Source organism: Sphingomonas aquatilis, assembly GCF_014196115.1.
GTDB lineage: Bacteria > Pseudomonadota > Alphaproteobacteria > Sphingomonadales > Sphingomonadaceae > Sphingomonas > Sphingomonas aquatilis.
This window is the reverse complement of record NZ_JACIDB010000003.1, coordinates 60,436-81,066: the sequence shown is the minus strand read 5'-3', so window position 1 is coordinate 81,066 and position 20,631 is coordinate 60,436. Positions and strand designations below refer to the sequence as shown.

The window sequence follows — 20,631 nt, the reverse complement described above, 5'->3', positions numbered from 1 at the left end:
CCACATGTCCACTGCAATCGCAATCGATTGAAAATGAGCGTTGCAATCGATTGCCGTCATGCTATTGGCAGTCTCGCAGACTTCGAAAGAGAGTCGGTGTCAGGGAGGATCGCATGAAGGCTCGCCATTATCTGTTGACCACTGCCGCGCTGCTGATCGCCGGCACCGCCCATGCGCAGGTCGCGCCCGCGCCTGCCGACACGGCAGCGAACGATACCGCGCAGACCGATGCCGCGCCGGCGCCCGATCAGGGTCAGGACATCGTCGTCACCGGCGTCGCCCAAGGGCGCAATCGCCTCGACACGTCGATCTCGGTCAGCTCGCTGGACGCCGATCTCACCTCGAAGATCCCGCCGCGCAACACCGCCGAAATCCTGCGCAACCTGCCCGGCGTTCGCGTCGAGGCATCGGGCGGCGAAGGCAATGCCAATATCTCGGTCCGCGGCCTGCCGGTCGCCTCGGGCGGTTCGAAGTTCCTGCAGCTGCAGGAAGACGGCCTGCCGGTGCTGGAATTCGGCGACATCATCTTCGGCAATGCCGACATCTTCATTCGCAACGACCTGTCGCTCGCCCGCATCGAATCGGTCCGCGGCGGCTCGGCCTCGACCTTCGCCAGCAACTCGCCCGGCGGCATCATCAACTTCATCTCGAAGACGGGCGAAAAGGACGGCGGGTCGTTCCAGCTGTCGAGCGGCCTCGACTACCGCGAATATCGCGCCGACTTTGCCTATGGCGGCCATATCGACGCCAACACCCGCTATGAAATGAGCGGCTTCTACCGGATCGGCGACGGCCCGCGCCATGTCGGCTATGACGCCATGCGCGGCGGTCAGATCAAGGCGAACATCACCCGCGAATTCGACGGCGGCTATATCCGCCTGTACGGCAAGTATCTCGACGACCGCAGCATCGCCTTCCTCCCCAACCCGGTGCGCGTGACGGGCAGCAACGGCGACCCGAACTACCAGAACGTCCCCGGCTTCTCGATCAACGAGGATACGCTGCACAGCCGCTATATCCAGTCGGTGCTGACGCTGGACGGGAACAACAACCCCGTCCGCCGGCAGATCGGCGACGGCATGCATCCGGACGTGAAGTCGGTCGGGTTTGAAGGGCAGTTCCGCATCGCCGACGGCTGGAACATCACCGAACGCTTCCGCTATTCGGCGATCTCGGGTGACTTCGTCTCGCCCTTCCCCGCGGCGGCGGGTGACGCGCAGACGACCGCCAACGGCTTCGCCGGTGCCAATGCGCAGCTCTTCTACGCGAGCGGCCCGCTCGCCGGGCAGCGGATCACCAACCCGTCGGCGCTCGGCGGCAACGGCCTGCTTGCCAGCGTCGTGCTGTTCGACGTGAAGCTCAACAGCCTCGACAACATCACCAACGACCTGCGCATCAACGGCAAGGTCGATCTGGGCGGCGGCGCGCTGTCGATCGCGGCCGGCATGTACAATTCGCGGCAGGACGTGAAGACCGACTGGCTGTGGACGTCCTTCTTCCAGACGGTGCAGGGCGATGGCCGATCGGTGCTGGTCGACATCCGCAACGCGGCCGGCGTGTCGCAGACGGCGGGCGGCACGCTCTATTCGGCGGCCTTCTTCGGCAATTGCTGCCGCCGCAGCTATGACGTGCGCTACACCACCAACGCGCCGTTCGCGCAGCTGGGCTTCGAGGTCGGGCGGCTCAACGTCGATGCCAGCGTCCGCTACGACTTCGGCTCGGCCAAGGGCGGCATCCGCGGCGATCTGCCGGGCGCGGTCACGACGCGGGCGCAGGACATGGACGGCAACGGCGTGATCTCGCCCGCCGAACAGACGGTGGCGTTCCTGCCCACGAACCGCGCGCCGGTGAACTACGATTACAACTATCTGTCCTATTCGGCCGGCGCGAACTATCGCCTCAGCGACACACTGGCGGTCTTCGCCCGCTACAGCCGCGGCGGCCGCGTCAACGCCGATCGCCTGCTGTTCGGCCCGCTGGTCAACACCACCACCGGCGCGCTCGTGAACGGCGCCAAGCCCTACGACTTCGTCAAGCAGGCCGAAGGCGGCGTGAAGTTCAACTCCGGCCCGATCGGCCTCTATGCGACCGTGTTCAACGCGCGGACGCAGGAGACGAACTATCTGCTCTCGCAGCAGCAATTCACCAGCCGCGATTACGAAGCGACCGGCGTCGAGCTGGAAGGCCGCTTCCGCCGCGGACCGTTCTCGCTGACCGCCGCGGGCACCTACACCGACTCGAAGATCACGCGCGATGCGACCGACGCGACGCTGAACGGCAAGCGTCCGCAGCGGCAGGCGTCCTTCGTCTATCAGGCGACGCCGCAGGTGGATTTCGGCCGGATCAGCGTCGGCGCCAACGTCATCGGCACCACGCCCAGCTACACGCAGCCGGTCAACCAGCTGAAGATGCCGGCCTATACGCAGGTCAACGGCTTCATCGTGATCCGCCCGGCGGACAATGTCAGCATCAACGTCAACGCCAACAACATCTTCAACGTAAAGGGCATCACCGAAGCGGAAGACGCCGCGATCCCGGCCAACGGTCTGGTCCGCGCGCGCTCGATCAACGGCCGCACGATCGGCGCCGCGATCCGCTTCGACTTCTGACGCGCGCGAAGGCGACGGGCGGAAACCGGCATCCCGGTCTCCGCCTGTGCCGTCACCTCCGATCCGCTATCGCCCCGTTCGGACGCACAGCATCGTCAGCCCGCCGCCCACCGCCAGGACGGCCAGCGCCAGCATGACCCCGACGAAATCGTGCGGCGTCGCAAAGACCCAGGCGAGCGGCGGCCCCAGCAGAGAGGGCAAGGTATTGGCGAGGTTGAGCAGGCCCAGGTCGCGCCCGCGATGGCGTGGATTGGGCAGCAGTTGCATCGCGACGCCCGCGTTGAGCGCGACGAATACCGACGACCCCAGCGTATAGACGACGAATGCCGCCGCCCCGGCCGGCCATCCCCGCGCCAGCGCCATGCCGGCGAGCCCCGCCGCCGCGATCAGCGCGGCCAGCAGGATCGCGGGCTTCCGCCGCCGTGTCAGGTCGGACAGACGGCCCAGGATCAGCGCCGCAGGCAACGGGACGATGAACGCAATCGTCAGCAGGTGCCCGATCCGGCCGGGCAAGCCCGCCCGCTCCCCGGCCGGCACGATGCTTTCGAAATAATAGAGCAGATAGGTCTGCGTCACGACCCCGGCGATCTGGACGAACAGGCGCGCCACGCCCGCGACGATCAGGTCGCGACGCGACGCGCGCACGTCGCCACGCGGATCGCGATCCGCCACCGCGGTGCGGGCGCGGGCCAGCAAAAGCGGCGCGATACAGGCGGCAACCGCCGCCGGCAGGATCGCGAACCGTGCGGCCTCCGTTAAAGTCGCCTGTCCGACCAGCACGGTCGAAACGATCGACGCGAGCGGTCCCCCAAGCGCGAACAGGCCGCCCGCGACGCCCTTCTGCGCGTCCGGCACCTCTTCCGCCATGATCGCCATCATCGGCGCGAGGAGCGCATTCACCGCGATTTGAAACGCAACGAGCGCGGCGACCAGTGCAACCGGCGTCGCCGCGACGATCAGCCCGCCATAGCTCGCCGCAGTCGCGGCCACGCCGCCCGCCATCCACGCCCGCCGCCCGCCGCCGCGCGCCACCGACCGGTCGCTGAGCCAGCCGAACAGCACGTTCGATATGCTGGCGGCGATGGCGCCGGCGAACACTGTGGCGGTGAAGACGCCGATCCGCGCCTCACCGCTCAGCCCCTCGACCTTGAGCGGCAGCAGCAGCGTCAGCAGCGGCAGATAGGCGATGACGCCACCGGCATTGGCCAGCGCCACCGCCCCGAGGAAGCCGGGCGAGCGCAAGGGAAATCGGGACGCCATCGCCCTCCCCTGCGCTCCTTTGCGCCGCCCGGCAATCCACGTCAGCGGCCGTGCCCTATGGCTTCATCGTCTGCGCTTCGAGCGTCGCGGTCGACACCATCGTACGATCCGCCGCATCCTGCGCCAGCGCGACCCGATAGCGGCCGCCCGTGATCCGCCAGCCGGGCAGTCCGGTGTCGTAATCGGCGACGATGCGCGGTTCGGCGGTCAGCGTCACGCGCCGCGTCTCGCCCGGCTTCAGGGTGAGGCGGGTGAAGGCACCGAGCCGCATCGGCGTCGCACCATCGTCGCGCGCGACGTACATCTGCGGCACGTCCACGCCCTCGCGCCGTCCGACGTTGGTCACGGTGAACGTCACGCTCAGCGCCTTGCCGCCGGTCACCACCGGGTTGCTATAGGCGAAGCGCGTGTAGGTGAGGCCATGGCCGAACGGGAACAGGGGTTTCAGCCCCTTCTTCTCATACCAGCGATAGCCGACATCGGCACCCTCGACATACTCGACCGGAAAGCTTTGCAGCTGATAGGTGGAGGCCGCCGCCGGGTTCGCCGCTGCCGCCGCCTGCAGGTCGGTCATTGTGTCGAGGCCCACCGGCCGCGGGCGCGGCGGCTGCGAGGCGTCGGCCGGGAAGGTGATCGGCAGGCGTCCGGACGGCGCGACCTTCCCCGTCAGGATCGCGGCCAGCGCCTCGCCGCCGCGCTGACCCGGATACCAGGCCTGCACCACGGCCGGCACCTTGGCGATCCACGGCATCAGCACCGGGCCGCCCGTCTCCATCACCGCGATCGTCTTCGGCTGAGCGTCCGCGATCGCAGCGATCAGCGCGTCCTGCTGGTTGGGCAGATGCAGGTCGGGCACGTCGTCCGCCTCGGTCGTCCATTGCGTCGCGAAGACGATGGCGAGGTCCGCCGAGCGCGCGGCGTCCAGCGTCGCGTTGAAATTGCGCCCGTCGACCCAGTCGACCTTCACCCCCGGCAGCGCCTTGCGCAATGCGTCGAGCGGCGAGGAAGCGTGATAGGTGATCCGCGCGAACGACGCCGATCCGCCGGTCGATAGCGGAATCTCCACCGGCGCCCCGCCGACCGATCGCACCTGGCTCGACCCGCCGCCCGACAGGACGCCGACATCGGCATTGCCCCCGATCACGACGATCCGCTTCACGGTGCGCGCGATCGGCAGCAGGTCGCCTTGATTCTTCAGCAGCACGATGCCTGCCTCGGCGGTACGCTGCGCGACCAGCGCATGCGCGGCGTAATCGGAGGTGACGGTGCGTGCGGGCACCGCCCGGTCGAACGCGCCCGTCTCGATCAGGCCGGTCAGATAGCGCGCGACCATGTCGTCCAGCCGCGCCTCGGACACACTGCCCTTTGCCACCGCCTCAGCCAGCGGCGCGCCGAAATAGATCGCCTTGTCGAGTTCCTGGCCCGATTCCTGGTCGAGCCCCGCATTGGCCGCCTTCACGGTCGAATGCACCGCGCCCCAATCGCTCATCACCCAGCCGGCATAGTTCCAGTCGCGCTTCAGCACATCGGTCAGCAGATGCTTGTTCTCGCACGCCCAGTCGCCGTTGACCTTGTTGTAGGCGCACATGACCGATCCGGGATGCCCCTTCTCGATCGCGATCTGGAAGGCGAGCAGGTCGCTCATGCGCAGTGCCGCCTGGCCGATCCGCGCATCGACCACCATGCGGCCGGTTTCCTGCGAATTGAGCGCGAAATGCTTGATCGTCGAGACGATGTTGTTCGACTGGACCCCCGCGATATGCGCGCCGCCCAGCGTGCCTGCGAGCAGCGGATCCTCGCCCAGATATTCGAAGTTGCGACCGTTCCACGGATCGCGCGTCAGGTTGACGCCACCGGCCAGCAGCACGTTGAACCGCTTGTCGCGCGCTTCCGACCCGATCATCGCGCCGCCCGCCTGTGCGATCGCGGGATCAAAGCTCGCCGCCGTGGCGAGGCTGGAGGGCAGCGCGGTGGCGACGTCGCCCTTGCGCTGCTCCACCTGATTGGCGACGCCGAGCGACGCATCGCTTTCGCGCACCAGCGGCACGCCGAGGCGCGGGATGCCGTCGATATGGCCGGCGGAGGGGATGAGTTCGTTCGGCGTCTTGCCCGCCGCCATCGGTGGGAACAGGCCATGGACCAGCGCGAGCTTCTCCGCCTGCGTCATCTGCGCGACGATCCGGTCGGCGCGGGCACGGGACGACGAGGGCCCGCGTGTCTCGCCGTTCGCCGGGGTTTGCGCCCTCGCCGAAGCCGCCTGTGCCGTTTGCGCCTGCGCCTGTGCGGTCATCCCCGCTGCGACCAGCGCGATCGTCGCCAGCCCGCCGGCCATCCTTGCCTTCGTCACCGTCATCCTCCCGAATATCCGATTTTGGCCGCTTGTGTTGCATTTCTGCCAGCCTGTCCAGAGAACGTTCACAATTGCGGATCGCCCACCCCGGACACGTCTTGACACATTCGGGCCTTTGCACGAGTGAACGTTCCCAAGAAGCGCGGCGACAACCGCGCCCTTTTGTTATTGGGGAGGATTTCCATGCGCAGCGTCCATGCTCGCCTGCTTTCGCACTTCGCTATCGGCGTCTCGACCGCCGCCCTGATGCTGCCGGCTGCCGCCGCGGCGCAGGATGCCGCCGCCACCGTCGGCCAGACCGGCTCGGCGCAGACTGATCCGCAGCCCCCCACCGCCGATGGCACCGCGGGCCAGGCGGACGGCGACATCGTCGTCACCGGCATCCGCGCGTCTCTGCGCGATTCCGTCAACATCAAGCGCAACGCCCAGGGCATCGTCGACGCGATCAGCGCCGAGGACATGGGCAAGTTCCCCGACACGAACCTCGCCGAATCGCTGCAGCGGATCACCGGCGTGTCGATCGACCGGTCGAACGGCGAAGGCCAGTTCGTCACCGTCCGTGGCTTTGGCGCCGACTATAACCTCGTCACGCTTAATGGCCGCCAGATGCCGACGTCGTTCATCGGCGACGGCAACAGCGCACCGGGTTCGCGCGCGTTCGACTTCGCCACGCTCGCGTCTGAAGGCGTGGCCGCGCTGGAGGTCTACAAGTCCGGTCGCGCCAGCATTCCGACCGGCGGCATCGGCGCGACGGTCAACGTCCGCACCCCCCGTCCGCTCGACAAGCCCGGCCTGCGCGGGTCGATCGCGGCGCGCGGCGTCGTCGACACCTCGCAGAACGGCCGCAAGGACGTCACGCCCGAAATCTCGGGCATCATTTCCGATACGTTCGCCGACGATCGGATCGGGATCCTGATCAACGGCACCTACCAGCGCCGTAACTTCAGTTCGAACAGCGCCAACATCGGCTGGCGCGACGGCTATCTGGGTAACGAGAACAACTGGGGGTCGCTGGCGATGCCGGGCGACCCGCGCTACGCCAACATCACCAACCGGCCCAAGGCCACCGACGTGTATCAGGTGCCGCAGAACGGCGGCTACGACGTCGTCAATGGCCGGCGCGAGCGCATCAACGGCCAGGCGGTGCTGCAATTCCGCCCGACCGACGATCTGACCGCAACGATCGATTACACCTACGCACGCAACACGATCGACATTCGCGACAATAGCGTCGGCATCTGGTATAACCACAACGACACACTGAGCGCCTGGACCAACGGCCCGGTCGCCGGCCCGATCTTCTACACCGAGCGCTTCGGCGCGGGCGAAACCAAGGATCTGGCCTATTCGGCGTCGCAGACCTCGGTGCGCAACGAGAACAAGTCGCTCGGCGGCAACCTGACGTGGAACGCCCCGGGTGGCGTGACGATGACGCTCGATGCGCATCACTCGACTGCCGAATCGAAGCCGAACAGCCCGTACGGCAACAGCAACTCGGTCGGCACCGCCGTCTTCGGCGTCCAGAACCAGACGCTGAACTTCGATCACGAACTGCCCGTGATCTCGTACAATATGTATTCGGGCATCGATCCGCTGAATGCGGCCAATATCGTTCCCACCGGCAACGCGTTCCGCAATTCCTATTTCCGCGACGAGATCAACCAGGTCATGGTGCGCGGCCATTACGACCACGGCCACGGCTTCATGGACAGCCTGGACTGGGGCACCGAATATACCGACAACAAGGTGCGCTCGGCCTACAGCGTCCTGCAGAACGATACCTGGGGCGGCACCGGCGGCGACAGCCCGGCGCAGCGCGCCGCGGCGGCGGCATTGCTGCCCGACAATCTGTTCAAGCTGACCAGCATTCCCGATAAGTTCTCCGGGATCAGCGGCGCGAACGATCCGAACATCATCAAGTCGTTCTACAGCTTCGACCTGCCGAGCGTCGTCAAGCTGCTCGACCAGGCGTACAAGATCTGCGGTGGCAACGGCCAGTGCCTGATCCCGTACAACACCGATTCGCGCGTCCATGAAAAGACGATGTCGGCCTATGCCCAGTTCAACGGCAAGTTCGACCTGTTCTCGCGCACCGCGCACCTGATCGCCGGGCTGCGCTACGAACATACCGACGTCTCCGCGTCTGCGCTCGTGCCCACGCCGGTCGGCGCGCGGCAGAATTCGCAGAACGAATTCAACGTGCTGTTCCAGGGTAGCGGCTTCACGACGTTCAAGGGCAATTACGAGAACTGGCTGCCCTCGGTCGATTTCGACTTCCAGCCGCTGGAGAACGTCAAGCTGCGTGCATCGTATAGCCATACGATCGCCCGTGCGGATTACGGCAGCCTGCAGGGCGGTCGCCGGATCGACCAGCTATTCCGCGTCGGTGGCGGCTTCGGGTCGGTCGGCAATCCCAACCTCGTGCCTTACAAGTCGAAGAACATCGATCTGTCGGTGGAATGGTATTATACGCGCGACAGCTACATCTCGGTCGGATACTTCCATAAGGACGTGTCGAACTACATCAGCACGACCCAGGTCAACACGACGATCCCGGGCATCACCACGCCGTATAACGGCCCCCGTTATCAGGCGGCGGTCGCAGCTCTTACCGCGCGTGGCCAGGATCTGACCTTCGCCAACATCCGCGATTACATTGGCACCAACTATCCGGGCTCGGTGGTCAACGGCACGATCATCGCGCAGGCGAATGATCCGCTGGTGAATTTCATCGTCTCGACGCCGTTCAACAGCAGCCAGACCGCCGCGATCGATGGCTTCGAATTCGCGATCCAGCACAATTTCTGGAACACCGGCTTCGGCACGATCCTCAACTACACGATCGTCAACAGCAACCAGAAGTACGACAACACCAAACCCTCGAGCGTTGCGCAATTTGCGGTGCTGGGTCTGTCGGACAGTGCCAATGCCGTGCTGTTCTTCGACAAATACGGCATCAACGCGCGTGCGGCCTACAATTGGCGCAAGGGGTTCTTGGCCGCGGCGGGCACCAACCCGGTCTACGTCAACACCTATGGCCAGCTCGACGGCACGATCAGCTATGCGATCACGCCACGCGTCACGATCTTTGCCGAAGGGATCAACATCCTCGGCGAGAATCGCGGCGGCCACCTTCGCTCGGACCGCAACATCAATTTCGTGACCAAGCAGGATGCGCGCTACTCGGCGGGCGCCCGCTTCACCTTCTAAGTCCCCCACGGGCCTGCCAGCCTTCTCCCTCCAGAGAAGGCTGGCTTTTTTCGTGCAGGGACGGCACCCCTGCCTACGACCAGATTTTGACCAAGAGTGGTGCGTTCGATGACCAGCCAGCACGCGATCCTGACCGCGGAGGCGCACCGCGATCTCGCCATCCGTACCGAGCGGGATGCGGCCCTAGGCGACGCCCAGATGTGCTGCATCACCGTCCCCACCGAATTCCGCGCGGTACAAGGCACCTACCCCATCCTCTTCAGGCTCAGTGACACGCGGGACCGTTTCACCGCGCTTGCCATGTTCGGCTTCGAAAATGGTGAAAACCTGTTCCTCGACGGCGATCGCTGGGACGCGCGCTATCGCCCGCTGGCGATGGAGATCCAGCCCTTCCTGATCGGCGGCAGCGCGACACATGAAGGGCCGGGGCAGGTCCACATCGACCTCTCCTCCCCCCGGATCAGCGCCACGGGAGAGGGCACGCGGCTGTTCGACGAGCTGGGCCAGCCCACGCCCTATCTGGATCGCATCGCCGGTCAGCTGGGTACGCTGGACGAGGGCTATCGCGCCGCCCCCGCCTTCTTCGCCGCGCTTCAGCGCTACGACCTGCTCGAACCCTTCACGCTCGACGTGACGCTGGACGACGGCGCCCGCAACCGACTGGTCGGCTTCCACATCATCGATGAGGATCGGCTCGCCGGGCTCGACGCAGCGGCGCTCGCCGACCTGCACGCCGGCGGCCATCTGGAGCCCATGTATATGGCGATCGCCTCGCTGGCGCATCTCGGCGATCTGGTCGAGCGCCGCAACCGCCGCCTCTCCCATGGCTGAGGCGAATCTGGGGCCGCTGGCCGGCCTTGCCGCCGTGCCCGAAGTCACGGTTGCCGACGCCGCCGATCTCGACGCGCGGCTGCGCACGGCCGACACGCCCTTCGTCGTGCGCGGTCTGGCGCGCGACTGGCCGCTGGTCCGCGCCGGACTGCAATCGGCGGATACCGCGCGCGACTATCTGTTGCGCCATCATCGCGACCGCCCCTTCACTGTGGCGGTCGGCCAGCCGGGCAGCGGCGGGCGCCTGTTCTACGACGCCGCGATGGCGATGAACTTCCGCACGTTCGATGCGAAACTGCCCGAGATTTTCGCGCGCATCGCCTCCTTCGCCGGACAGGCGGAGGCGCCCGCCGTCTATCTCGCCTCGATCGACATGCACCAGTATTTCGACGGGCTGCATGCCGCCAACCACATCGATCTGGGCGCGCGCGAACCGCTCGCCAGCATCTGGATGGGCACGCGCACGCGCATCGCCGCGCACAATGACGTGCCGGACAATCTTGCGGTCGTCGCGGTCGGGCACCGGCGCTTCACGCTGTTCCCGCGCGACCAGTTCCGCAACCTCCATCTCGGCCCCGTCGACAACACCCCCGCCGGGCGCGCGGTGAGCATGGTCGATTTCCACAACCCCGATCTTACCCGCCATCCGCGCTTTGCCGAGGCGATGGCGCATGGCCAGGTCGTCGAAATGTCGCCCGGCGACGCGCTCTATATCCCCGCGCTATGGTGGCACCATGTCGAGGGGCTGGACGATTTCAACGTGCTGGTGAACTATTGGTGGCGTCAGACACCGCGCTGGATGGGCCAGCCGCAGGAAGCGCTCAACCACGCGCTGATGGCGATCCGTGACCTTCCCGCCGACCAGAAGGCCCATTGGCGCGACATGTTCGACTATTACGTCTTCGACAATGACGACGCCGTCACCGCCCATATTCCCGAAGGGGGCCGCGGCGTGCTCGAGCCGATGACACCCGAGCTCGCCGCGCGACTGCGCGCCTATCTGTTGCGAGCGCTCAGCCGATGAACGCCGTCATCTCGCGCCGTATCGTGATCGCCGGCGGCGGCACCGCCGGCTGGATGGCGGCCGCCGCCCTCACCCGCACGCTCGGCCGCACCGCGACCGTTACGCTCGTCGAATCCGATGCGATCGGCACCGTCGGCGTGGGGGAATCGACGATCCCGCCGCTCATCACCTTCAACCGGCTGCTCGGCATCAACGAGGCCGAGTTCATGGCGGCGACGCAGGCGACGTTCAAGCTGGGCATCCAGTTCGACGGCTGGAAAGGCCCCGACGACAGCTACTTCCACGCCTTCGGCCTGACGGGGAAGGACCATTGGGCCGCCGGCTTCCAGCATTTCTGGCTCGATGGCCAGGCACGCGGCCATACCGAGTCCTACGACGACTATTGCCTGGAACTGATGGCGGCGCGCGCGGGCAAGTTCGCGCATCTACCCGACGACCGGATGAGCTACGCCTACCAGCTCGACTCGACGCTCTACGGCCGCTTCCTGCGCCGCATGGCGGAAGGCGACGGCGCGACGCGGATCGAGGGCAAGATCGCCCGTGTCGACCTGGACGGCGAGAGCGGCGACATCGCCGCGCTGGTGCTGGACGACGGCACGCGGGTGGAGGGTGACCTGTTCCTCGACTGCACCGGCTTTCGCGCGCTGCTGATCGAACAGGCCCTGCACGTCGGCTATGACGATTGGACGCATTGGCTGCCGTGCGACGCGGCGATCGCCGTGCAAACCGAAAGCGTGCGCCCCCCCGTCCCCTTCACCCGCGCGATGGCGCATGACGCCGGCTGGCAGTGGCGCATCCCGCTGCAGCATCGCGTCGGCAACGGCATCGTCTATTGCAGCCGCTATCTGCCGCAGGACGCCGCGCTCGATCGCCTGCTCGGCAATGTCGAGGGCGCGGTGCTGACCGAGCCCAATCGCCTGCGCTTCGTCACCGGGGCGCGCCGCAAGCAATGGCACCGCAACTGTATCGCGATCGGTCTGGCGGGCGGGTTCATGGAGCCGCTGGAATCGACCAGCATCCATTTGATCCAGCGCGCGATCCTGCGGCTGATCCGCCTGCTGCCGCCGGCCGGTGCGATCTCGGCGCATGACATCGCCGAATTCAACGACCAGCAGCTGACCGACATGGATCAGATCCGCGACTTCCTGATCCTGCATTACAAGGTCACCGAACGCCGCGATTCCCCGTTCTGGCGTCAGTGCGCCGCGATGGACATCCCCGACAGCCTCGCCCAGAAGATCGGCCTCTTCCGCGAGACCGGGCGCGTCTTCCGCCGCAACGACGAGCTGTTCGCGGAAAACAGCTGGATCCAGGTGATGCTGGGCCAGGGCATCGTGCCGCAGACCCACCACCCGATCGCCGCCAAGCTGCCCGACGACGAACTCGCCCGCTTCCTCGGCGGCCTGCGCCAAGGCGTCGCGACGACGGTGCGCGGCCTGCCCGCCCATGCCGATTATGTCGCGCGCTATTGCGGCGCGGCGCCCGCCTGATGGTCCGCCGTCGTCAGGCGGTGACGATCCGCCACGTAGCCGCCGATGCGGGCGTCTCGCTCCAGACCGTCAGCCGCGTCATCAACAAGGAGCCGAACGTCCGGCCGGAGATGATGGAGCGCGTGCAGGCGTCGATCGCCAAGCTCGGCTACGTCCCCTCGATCGCGGCGCAGCGCATGGCGGGGTCGCGATCCTATCTGATCGTCGCGCTCAACGATCGCGAACGCACCATCGCCGGCTGGCGCAATCGTGAAGGCACCGACTGGGTCGACCAGATGCTGCTCGGCGGCATGCTGACCTGTGCCGAACACGGCTATCGCCTGATGGTCGAGCTGATCGACACGCACAGCGACCATATCGCGCGCGAATTGCTCGGCGCCATCGCCGCGCTGCAACCCGATGGCGTCATCCTGACCCCGCCGCATTCGGAAAACCCGCTGATCACGCAGTTGCTTGAGGCGCAGGGTATCAGCTTCGCGCGCATCGGCTCGCGCCAGCCCGGCAGCGGCTTTGCCGTGGCGATGGACGAGGATGGCGCCGCCCGGCTCGCGACGGAGCATCTGATCAGCCTCGGCCACGAACGGATCGGCTTCATCGCGGGCCCCGACGATTATGCGTTGAGCGGCTGGCGCGTCGACGGCTGGCGCCAGGCGATGGCCGACGCGCGGCTTTCGACCGATAACCTGTTCGCCCAAGGCGATTTCGGCTTCGCATCGGGCCGCGCCGCCGCCACCGCCCTGCTGGACGGTGCGACCCCGCCGACCGCGATCGTCGCGAGCAGCGACCAGATGGCGCTCGCCACGCTGGAACTGGCGCGCGAGCGCGGCCTCGACGTTCCCGCCGACCTGTCGATCGTCAGCTTCGACGACACGCCGATCGTCCGCTTCGTCCATCCGCCGCTCACCGCTATTGTCCAGCCGATCGCCGAGGTCACCGCCAACGCCGTCGAGCGCGTCATCGCCGACAAAGCGGGTCGCGAACCGTCGACCGAACCGCTTATCGTCCCCGCGACGCTCGCGATCCGCGCCTCCACCGGCGCACCGCGTTAGCGGGCATCACCGCGGCGCCATCGCTCCGTCGCGACGCGGCGCGACGGCCTCCGGACGATCGATCAGATCGCGGATCGCGGCGGGATCGCCCTGATCGACGATGCCGAAGACCGGCGTGCGCGCGGCGCTGCGATCGGTCAGCGACAGTTCGTCGGCGGGACGGACGGCATAGCGATTGACCGCGTCGATCACCTCCTCCAGCGGCTCGCCGTGGAAGACGAGCTGGCCGCGCGTCCAGGCGTCGGCATCGGCGACACCGACCGGTTCGGCCTGGCTGATGAAGCCCATGCGCGCGCCGCCCTGTTCCATCGTCCCGAACGCCACGCGTTCGCCCTTGCGTGCCAGCTTGGCGACCGGCGTGCCCTCGTCACGCGCGTCGACCGCGACCGTGACGCGGACCGTGCCGTCCGTCACCGCGACATCGGCCGCCCGGCGACCGACCGTCACGTCGAAGGCGGTGCCGACCGCGGTCACCGCGCCGAACGGCGTCTGCACCACGAACGGCCGGCTGGTGTCGTGCGCCACCTGAAAAAGCGCCTCGCCCCCCTCCAGCGCCAGTCTGCGCCGGTCCGCCGTGAAGCTTACGGTCAGCGCGCTCCGGGCGCCCAGGATCACGGTGGAGCCATCGTCCAGACGGATGACCTTGCGCTCCGCCCGCCCGGCGACATAGCGCGTCAGCGGCGCATGCGTGTCGCCATCCGCCAGCCACGGCTGCGTGCTGGCGCCGACCGTCAGCACCAGCGCCGCGGCCGCCGCCCACCCGATCCACGCCGGCCGGCGCGGCACGTCGCGCACCGGCGCGGGGCGTGGCTGTTCGCCCAGCCAGTCCCAGAAAGCGGCGGCCTCGGCGCGATCGTCGGGGTGGAGATCGTCGGCCCGTTCGCCGAGCAGCGCATCGAACACCGCATCGCGGCGCCGGCCCAGATCGTGACGATCGCTCACGGCGTCACCTCGCGCAGATGGCCCAGCCGGGCGTAGAGGTGGCTGACCGCATGCGTCAGATGCTTCTGCACCATGCGCGGGCTGATCCCCAGCGCGCGGGCGATATCGCCCGTCCCCATCTCATCGAACCGGCGCATCACGAAGATCGTGCGCGCGCGCGGGCTGAGTTCGGCGAGCGCCGCCTCCAGCGCCTGTTGCAGGTCGACGACGCGGCGGCGTTCCTCCTGTCGCGGCGCGATCGACGGATGCATCTCGTCGGTCAGCGGCACCACCACGAGCCCGCGACGGCCGCGATCGGCGATCAGATTGGCGGCGATACGGAACAGATAGGCCTGCGGCTCTTCGAGCGACCGCTGCTGCGCGGTGGCGATCAGCCGCGCGCATGCCTCCTGCACCAGATCCTCGGCCTCATGCGGATCGGCGATGCGCCGCGCGACGAACGCCCGCAGCGCGGCACGATAGGCGCCGAGCGAGTCGGCGACGATCGTCGCGCCCTCCCCCTCGCCGGCTGGCGCCATCCGGTTGTTCGCATCCTGCTGCACGTCTGTGCGTCCCCCCTGTCCTCTATGACGCGGGTTCAGTCGGATCGCGAACCCCGAGACGTAAAAATGTAAAGAAATGTCGTGCATGGGGTTCGCATTGGTGGCCGCGTTGCGTCGATAGGATCGGGGGCAGCGGAAAGCTGCGATACCGATCCGGGGGGACACAATATGACCAGGGCCTATCGACTGCTGCTGTCCGCATGCGCGACGGCGATGATGTTGCCGAGCGCGGCGGCGGCGAAAGAACAGCGGATCGTTGCGATCGACGTGCCGGCCGGCCGTCTGGACGAAGCGTTGATGCGCGTGGCGCGGCAGGCCGGGCTGCAGCTCGTCTTCACCGATCCCGCCGTCGCCGATCGGCAGGCGCCGCGGATCGCCGGCCGCTACACGCCCGACGCTGCGCTGAACATGCTGCTCGCGCGCAGCGGCTTCGGCTGGCGCTATACCGGCCCGCGCACCGTGCGCGTCATGCCGGTCGACACGGCGTCGCTCGCGCCCGTCAACTTCGTTCAGACGGCGCCGGCCCCGCAACAGGTGGGCGACGAACGCCTCGCGCCTTCGAACGCCGCGGTCGAAGCGGCGGTCAACGCCGACCCCGGCGCATCGGCGCCCGCATCGGACATCGTCGTCGTCGGATCGCAGATCAAGGGCGCGAAGAACACCGCCGCTCTGCCCGTCACGATCGTGGACGAACAGCAGATCGCCGCCACCGCCGCGGTCAGCGGTGACGAGCTGTTCCGCTCGATCCCGCAGCTGGGCGACGTCACATTCAACAGTTCGTATCTGCCCAACAGTTCGAACGCGGCGCGCGGCGACGTCGGTTCGGTCAATCTGCGCAACCTGGGCGTCGGCAACACGCTGGTTCTGCTCAACGGCCGCCGCGTGGTGAACCACCCGACCAGCCGCGCCGACGACAATCTCGTCCCCGTGCTGACCTACAACACCAATGCCATCCCCGTCTTCGGCCTGGAGCGGCTGGAGGTGCTGCGCGACGGCGCCGCCGCCATCTACGGCTCGGACGCGGTGGCGGGCGTCGTCAACACCGTGCTGCGCACCGACTTCACCGGCGTCCAGATCGAAGGGCAGGTCGGCTACCCCGAGCGCACCAGCCAGACCGAAAGCACCGTCAACCTGCTTGTGGGCACCGACATCGGCAAGGGCCGCGGCAACATCACGCTGTTCGCCAATTACACCAACCGCACGCCGTTGCGCAGTTCGGAACAGGATTACACCGCCTCCGACGACAAGCGCCCGCTGTTTGCCGGCACGCGCTTCGACGGCGCGACCGCGCTCGACGGCCGCTCGTCGATCACGCCCTGGGGCTCGTTTCAGACGGTCGGCAACGTCCAGGTGCGGCAGGGCACGACCGTGCTGACCAACGCCTCGGGCCAGTTCCACATCCAGCCGCTCACCAATGCCGGCTGCCAGACCACTGCGACGACCGGCCTCAAGAACGGCCTGTGCATCGACGATGGCACCAACACCGCCGCTGCCGACCGCAATCTGCGCTTCGATCCACGCGCGGCCTACGACACCTACATCATCCCCTCGGTCGAGCGGATCAACCTGTTCGCCAACGGCCATTACGAGCTGACGCCGGGCCTCGAGCTGTTCGGCGAGGCCGGCTATTACAAGGCGACGACCGACAGCATTCAGTCGTCGTCAGGCACGCTCAGCTCGCTGCCGATCATCGTGCCGGCGACCAATTACTATAATCCCTTCGGTCCGACGACGCTGAACGGTGCGGCCAACCCCAACCGCCTGCCCGGCATCAACGCACCCGCCAGCGGCCTCTCCGTCACGCTGTCGAGCTACAATGTCGCCGACGCCGGCCCGAACCTCGTCCACGTCGAAAACGACCAGTACCGAGTGCTCGCCGGCCTGCGCTGGGACTGGCTCGGCTTCCAGTGGGAAAGCGCCGCGCTCTATTCGGAAGCGCGCGTGCGCGACACGTCGGACGGGATCAGCGCGACGCTGCTCCAGCGCCAATTGGCGCTGTCGACACCGGATGCCTACAACCCCTTCAACGGCAGCGACCTCACCACGCCCTCGGGCCGCGATGCGACGCCCAGCAACGACGCGGCGCTGCAGGCGATCCGCATCAAGACGACGCGCTTCAGCAAGGCGACGCTGGCGCTGGCGGACCTCAAGCTATCCAACGCCCGTCTGCTGTCGCTGCCCGGCGGCAATCTCGGCCTGGCGCTCGGTGCCGAAATCCGCCGCGAAACGCAGCTCGACGACCGCGATCCGCGCGTCGACGGCACGACGACCTTCACCGACAGCGTCAGCGGCATCACCTATGGCTCGGACCTCGTCGGCACCAGCCCATCGCCCGACACCAGCGGCCGGCGGATCGTCGCCGCCGCCTATGCCGAACTGGCCGTCCCGGTCATCAGCCCGTCGATGAACGTGCCGCTGGTGCGCAATCTCGAATTCCAGCTGGCGGGACGGTTCGAACATTACAGCGACGTCGGCTCGGTCGCGAAGCCCAAGATCGCAGGCGCCTGGGACGTGGTCAGCGGCATCCGCCTGCGCGGCAGCTATGCGCAAGGGTTCAAGGCGCCTAACCTCGAACAGATCAACGCACGCGTCGTCACGCGCTCGAACACCCGCGTCGACTATGTCCGCTGCGAGGCGCAGCTGCGCACCGGGGCGATCAGCTCCTTCGCCAATTGCGCCCAATCCTTCGCGATCAGCGCGCAGCGCGCCGGCAATCCGGACCTGAAGCCCGAAACCTCCACGACGTGGAGCGCGGGCGTCGTGCTGGAGCCGCACTTCCTCGATTCCGCCATCGGCCGGATCACGCTGACCGCCGATTATTGGAACGTGAAGCAGAAGGGGATCGTCGGCATCTTCGGCGAAGGCAATGCGCTGATCGCCGACTATCTGGCTCGCGTACAGGGCACCACCAACGCCAATGTCGTGCGCGCCGCGCCGACCGCAGACGATATCGCGCTGTTCGCCGGCTCCGGCCTGCAACCGGCGGGCCGCGTGCTGTTCGTCAACGACCGCTACGTCAACCTACTGCCGCAGGAGGCGTCCGGCCTCGACCTCGGTCTCAACTGGCGGTTGCCGGACTTCGGCGCGGGGCGCCTGACGCTGTCGGCCAACGCCGCCTACCTAGGCCGCTTCTTCCTCGAACCCTCGCAACCGATCCAGCAGCTGATCGACGCGCGCGCGGCGGGCACGATCAACGCCGGCACCGCGATCGCCGATGCGGGCGACCTCGTCCGCCAGAACGGCAAGCCGCGCTGGCGCGTGACGGGCACCGCGACGTGGAATTACCGCTGGTTCCAGCTCGGCGGCTTCACCCAATATACCAGTGACGTCGACGACACCGGCCTCATCGATTCGACCGGCGCGGCCTGGTTGATCAAGGACCAGATGACGTACAACCTCTACGGCCAAGTCAGTGTCGGCAACAAACGCGAAGGCCAGTATCGCATGCGAATCGGCGTCCGAAACCTCACCAACGCGACCCCGCCGCTGTCGTCGAACGGCTTCCTCGGGTCGCTGTACAATCCGTACGGCCGCTATTGGTATGCCAACATCCGGGCGTCCTTCTGATGCGCGTGCAGCACCTCACCCTTGCCCTGCTGCTCGTCCCGTCGCTCGCCATCGCGCAGGAGGAAGAGCCGCAGGCGCGCTCGCCATCGGGCGGTGACATCGTCGCCTACGACCAGATCCACAAGCCGATCGTCGGGCGCGGCGGCATGGTCGTCAGCCAGAACAAGCTCGCCGCCGCGGTCGGTGCCGACATCCTGCGCAAGGGCGGCAACGCGGTCGACGCCGCGGTGGCGGTCGGCTTCGCGCTGGCGGTGACGCTGCCGCGCGCGGGCAATGTCGGCGGCGGCGGCTATATGCTCGTCCATATGGCGGCGAAGGACGGCAAGCCGGCGCAGGACATTGCGATCGACTATTATGGCCAGGCGTCGCGCCACATCACCGACGATCTGTTGCTTGGTCCTGACGGCAAGGTCGACGCCAAGAAGGTGATGTCGATGAAGGGCGTCGCCATCCCCGGCACCGTCGCCGGACTGTGGGAGGCGCACCGCCGCTTCGGCTCATTGCCATGGGGTACGCTGATCGCTCCCGCGATCGCCATGGCCGAACAGGGCGTCATCCTCTCCGATGACGAGGCGCAGGCTCAGTCGGCACAGCGCAAGCTGATGGCCGACGATCCCGCGGCGATGGCGATGTTCTTCAAGCCCGACGGGGCGGCCTATGCCGCTGGCGAGACGTTCCGCCAGCCCGATCTCGCCGCGACGCTGAAGACGATCGCCGCCAAGGGTCGCGACGGCTTCTACACCGGCCCGCTCGGGACCCGCATCGCGGCGGGCATTCGCGCCGGCGGCGGCGTCATCGATGCCGCCGATCTTGCCGGCTATCACGCGATCGTCTCGACGCCGATCTGGTCGAGCTATCGCGGCAAGCGCATCGCCTATATGCCGCCGACCGCCTCGGGCGTCAGCGTCGCGGAAGCGATGAACATCCTCGAAACCTTCCCCGTCGGCGCGCAGAAATGGGGCAGCGTCGCCAACCTGCATCTGTTGTCCGAAACTATGAAGATCGTGTCCGCCGACCGCCGGCTGGTCGGCGGCGGCCCGGACTGGCGGACACCGGCGATCGGCCTCGCCAGCAAGGGCTATGCGACGCAGCGCGCCAAGCTGATCCGCCCCGACCGCGCCCTCGGCAAGGACGACGTGCCCGACGGCAACCCCTATCCGTACGAAAGCCGCGACACGACGCACTTCTCGGTCGCCGACGCGGCGGGCAACGCGGTCAGCAACACCTATACGCTGTCCGCCTCTTATGGCGCGCACGTCGTCGCACCGGGCACCGGCATCCTGCTCAATAACTCGCTCGGCAATCTCGCCTGGGGTCGCCGCGCCGCCGCGGCCGAGCGCCGAGCCACACTGCCCGTTCCTGGCAAGCGCGTCGGATCGACGATCACGCCGATCATCGTCTTCGACAACGACCGCCCGTGGCTGGTCACCGGCACACCGGGCGGCGGCTATATCATCGCGACGATGGTGCAGTTGCTATCCAACGTCATGGACCACGGCCTCAACGTCAGCGAGGCAGCCGAACGGCCCCGCATCAACCAGGGCGGCGGCGATGCCGCGCTGGAGCTGGAGGAAGGCTTCTCGCCCGACATCGTGCCGCTGCTCGAGGCGAAGGGCCACAAGGTGCGCCGCTCGAACACGATGGGCTCGATCCAGTCGATCATGGTCGAGGGCGACCGCTTCCTCGGCGCCGCCGACACCCGCCGCCCCGACGCCGCCGCCGTTCCCGTCAAGTGACGCACCGAAGCAGGATGCCCG

At 67.4% G+C, this 20,631-nt stretch carries 12 protein-coding genes; 8 read left to right on the top strand and 4 right to left on the bottom strand.

Annotated features, from left to right (window positions below; genetic code table 11):
• The first annotated feature begins 113 nt into the window (after positions 1–113).
• On the top strand, positions 114–2,609 hold the full coding sequence (locus tag GGR47_RS09035; protein ID WP_147035149.1) for a TonB-dependent receptor domain-containing protein: 2,496 nt from the start codon (positions 114–116) through the stop codon (positions 2,607–2,609).
• A 66-nt stretch (positions 2,610–2,675) separates the two neighbouring features.
• Here the strand turns inward: GGR47_RS09035 and GGR47_RS09030 are convergent, their stop codons facing one another.
• Together GGR47_RS09030 and GGR47_RS09025 are read right to left on the bottom strand one after the other, a co-directional pair.
• Positions 2,676–3,869 (bottom strand): MFS transporter, encoded by a 1,194-nt coding sequence (locus tag GGR47_RS09030; RefSeq protein WP_147035151.1) that lies wholly within the window; start codon positions 3,867–3,869, stop codon positions 2,676–2,678.
• Between the two features lie 55 nt (positions 3,870–3,924).
• Entirely contained in the window at positions 3,925–6,201 is a 2,277-nt protein-coding gene (locus GGR47_RS09025; RefSeq protein ID WP_147035174.1) for a beta-glucosidase, read from the bottom strand.
• Between the two features lie 201 nt (positions 6,202–6,402).
• On the opposite strand from GGR47_RS09025, the gene GGR47_RS09020 reads away from it, so the two are divergent.
• The 5 genes from GGR47_RS09020 (at position 6,403) to GGR47_RS09000 (ending at position 13,823) form a co-directional block, all read left to right on the top strand.
• Positions 6,403–9,429 (top strand): TonB-dependent receptor, encoded by a 3,027-nt coding sequence (locus GGR47_RS09020; RefSeq protein ID WP_147035153.1) that lies wholly within the window; start codon positions 6,403–6,405, stop codon positions 9,427–9,429.
• Positions 9,430–9,537: 108 nt separating this feature from the next.
• Complete coding sequence (locus GGR47_RS09015; protein ID WP_147035155.1) at positions 9,538–10,260, top strand: SapC family protein; 723 nt, start codon at positions 9,538–9,540, stop codon at positions 10,258–10,260.
• The gene (locus tag GGR47_RS09010; RefSeq protein ID WP_147035157.1) at positions 10,253–11,284 is read left to right on the top strand and encodes a cupin-like domain-containing protein; all 1,032 of its coding nucleotides are present in this window, start codon (positions 10,253–10,255) and stop codon (positions 11,282–11,284) included. The genes GGR47_RS09015 and GGR47_RS09010 overlap by 8 nt, the downstream gene beginning before the upstream one ends.
• Positions 11,281–12,774, top strand: coding sequence for a tryptophan halogenase family protein (locus GGR47_RS09005; RefSeq protein WP_147035159.1), 1,494 nt, complete (start codon positions 11,281–11,283; stop codon positions 12,772–12,774). The genes GGR47_RS09010 and GGR47_RS09005 overlap by 4 nt, the downstream gene beginning before the upstream one ends.
• Positions 12,774–13,823 (top strand): LacI family DNA-binding transcriptional regulator, encoded by a 1,050-nt coding sequence (locus tag GGR47_RS09000; RefSeq protein ID WP_183949515.1) that lies wholly within the window; start codon positions 12,774–12,776, stop codon positions 13,821–13,823. The genes GGR47_RS09005 and GGR47_RS09000 overlap by 1 nt, the downstream gene beginning before the upstream one ends.
• 6 nt (positions 13,824–13,829) lie before the next feature.
• On the opposite strand, the gene GGR47_RS08995 is transcribed toward GGR47_RS09000, so the two are convergent.
• Both GGR47_RS08995 and GGR47_RS08990 read right to left on the bottom strand, forming a co-directional pair.
• A complete protein-coding gene (locus tag GGR47_RS08995; protein WP_147035162.1) occupies positions 13,830–14,765 on the bottom strand; it encodes a FecR family protein in 936 nt (311 codons plus the stop codon).
• Positions 14,762–15,307 carry an RNA polymerase sigma factor gene (locus tag GGR47_RS08990; RefSeq protein ID WP_043059201.1) on the bottom strand — a complete coding sequence of 182 codons (546 nt, stop codon included), beginning with the start codon at positions 15,305–15,307 and terminating at the stop codon, positions 14,762–14,764. Before GGR47_RS08990 ends, GGR47_RS08995 begins: the two co-directional genes overlap by 4 nt.
• A 168-nt stretch (positions 15,308–15,475) precedes the next feature.
• Between GGR47_RS08990 and GGR47_RS08985 the strand changes: the two genes are divergently transcribed.
• The gene (locus GGR47_RS08985) at positions 15,476–18,874 is read left to right on the top strand and encodes a TonB-dependent receptor (RefSeq protein ID WP_147035163.1); all 3,399 of its coding nucleotides are present in this window, start codon (positions 15,476–15,478) and stop codon (positions 18,872–18,874) included.
• Positions 18,874–20,610, top strand: a complete 1,737-nt coding sequence (ggt, locus tag GGR47_RS08980) for a gamma-glutamyltransferase (RefSeq protein ID WP_147035165.1) — start codon at positions 18,874–18,876, stop codon at positions 20,608–20,610. The genes GGR47_RS08985 and ggt overlap by 1 nt, the downstream gene beginning before the upstream one ends.
• Positions 20,611–20,631: the final 21 nt, after the last annotated feature.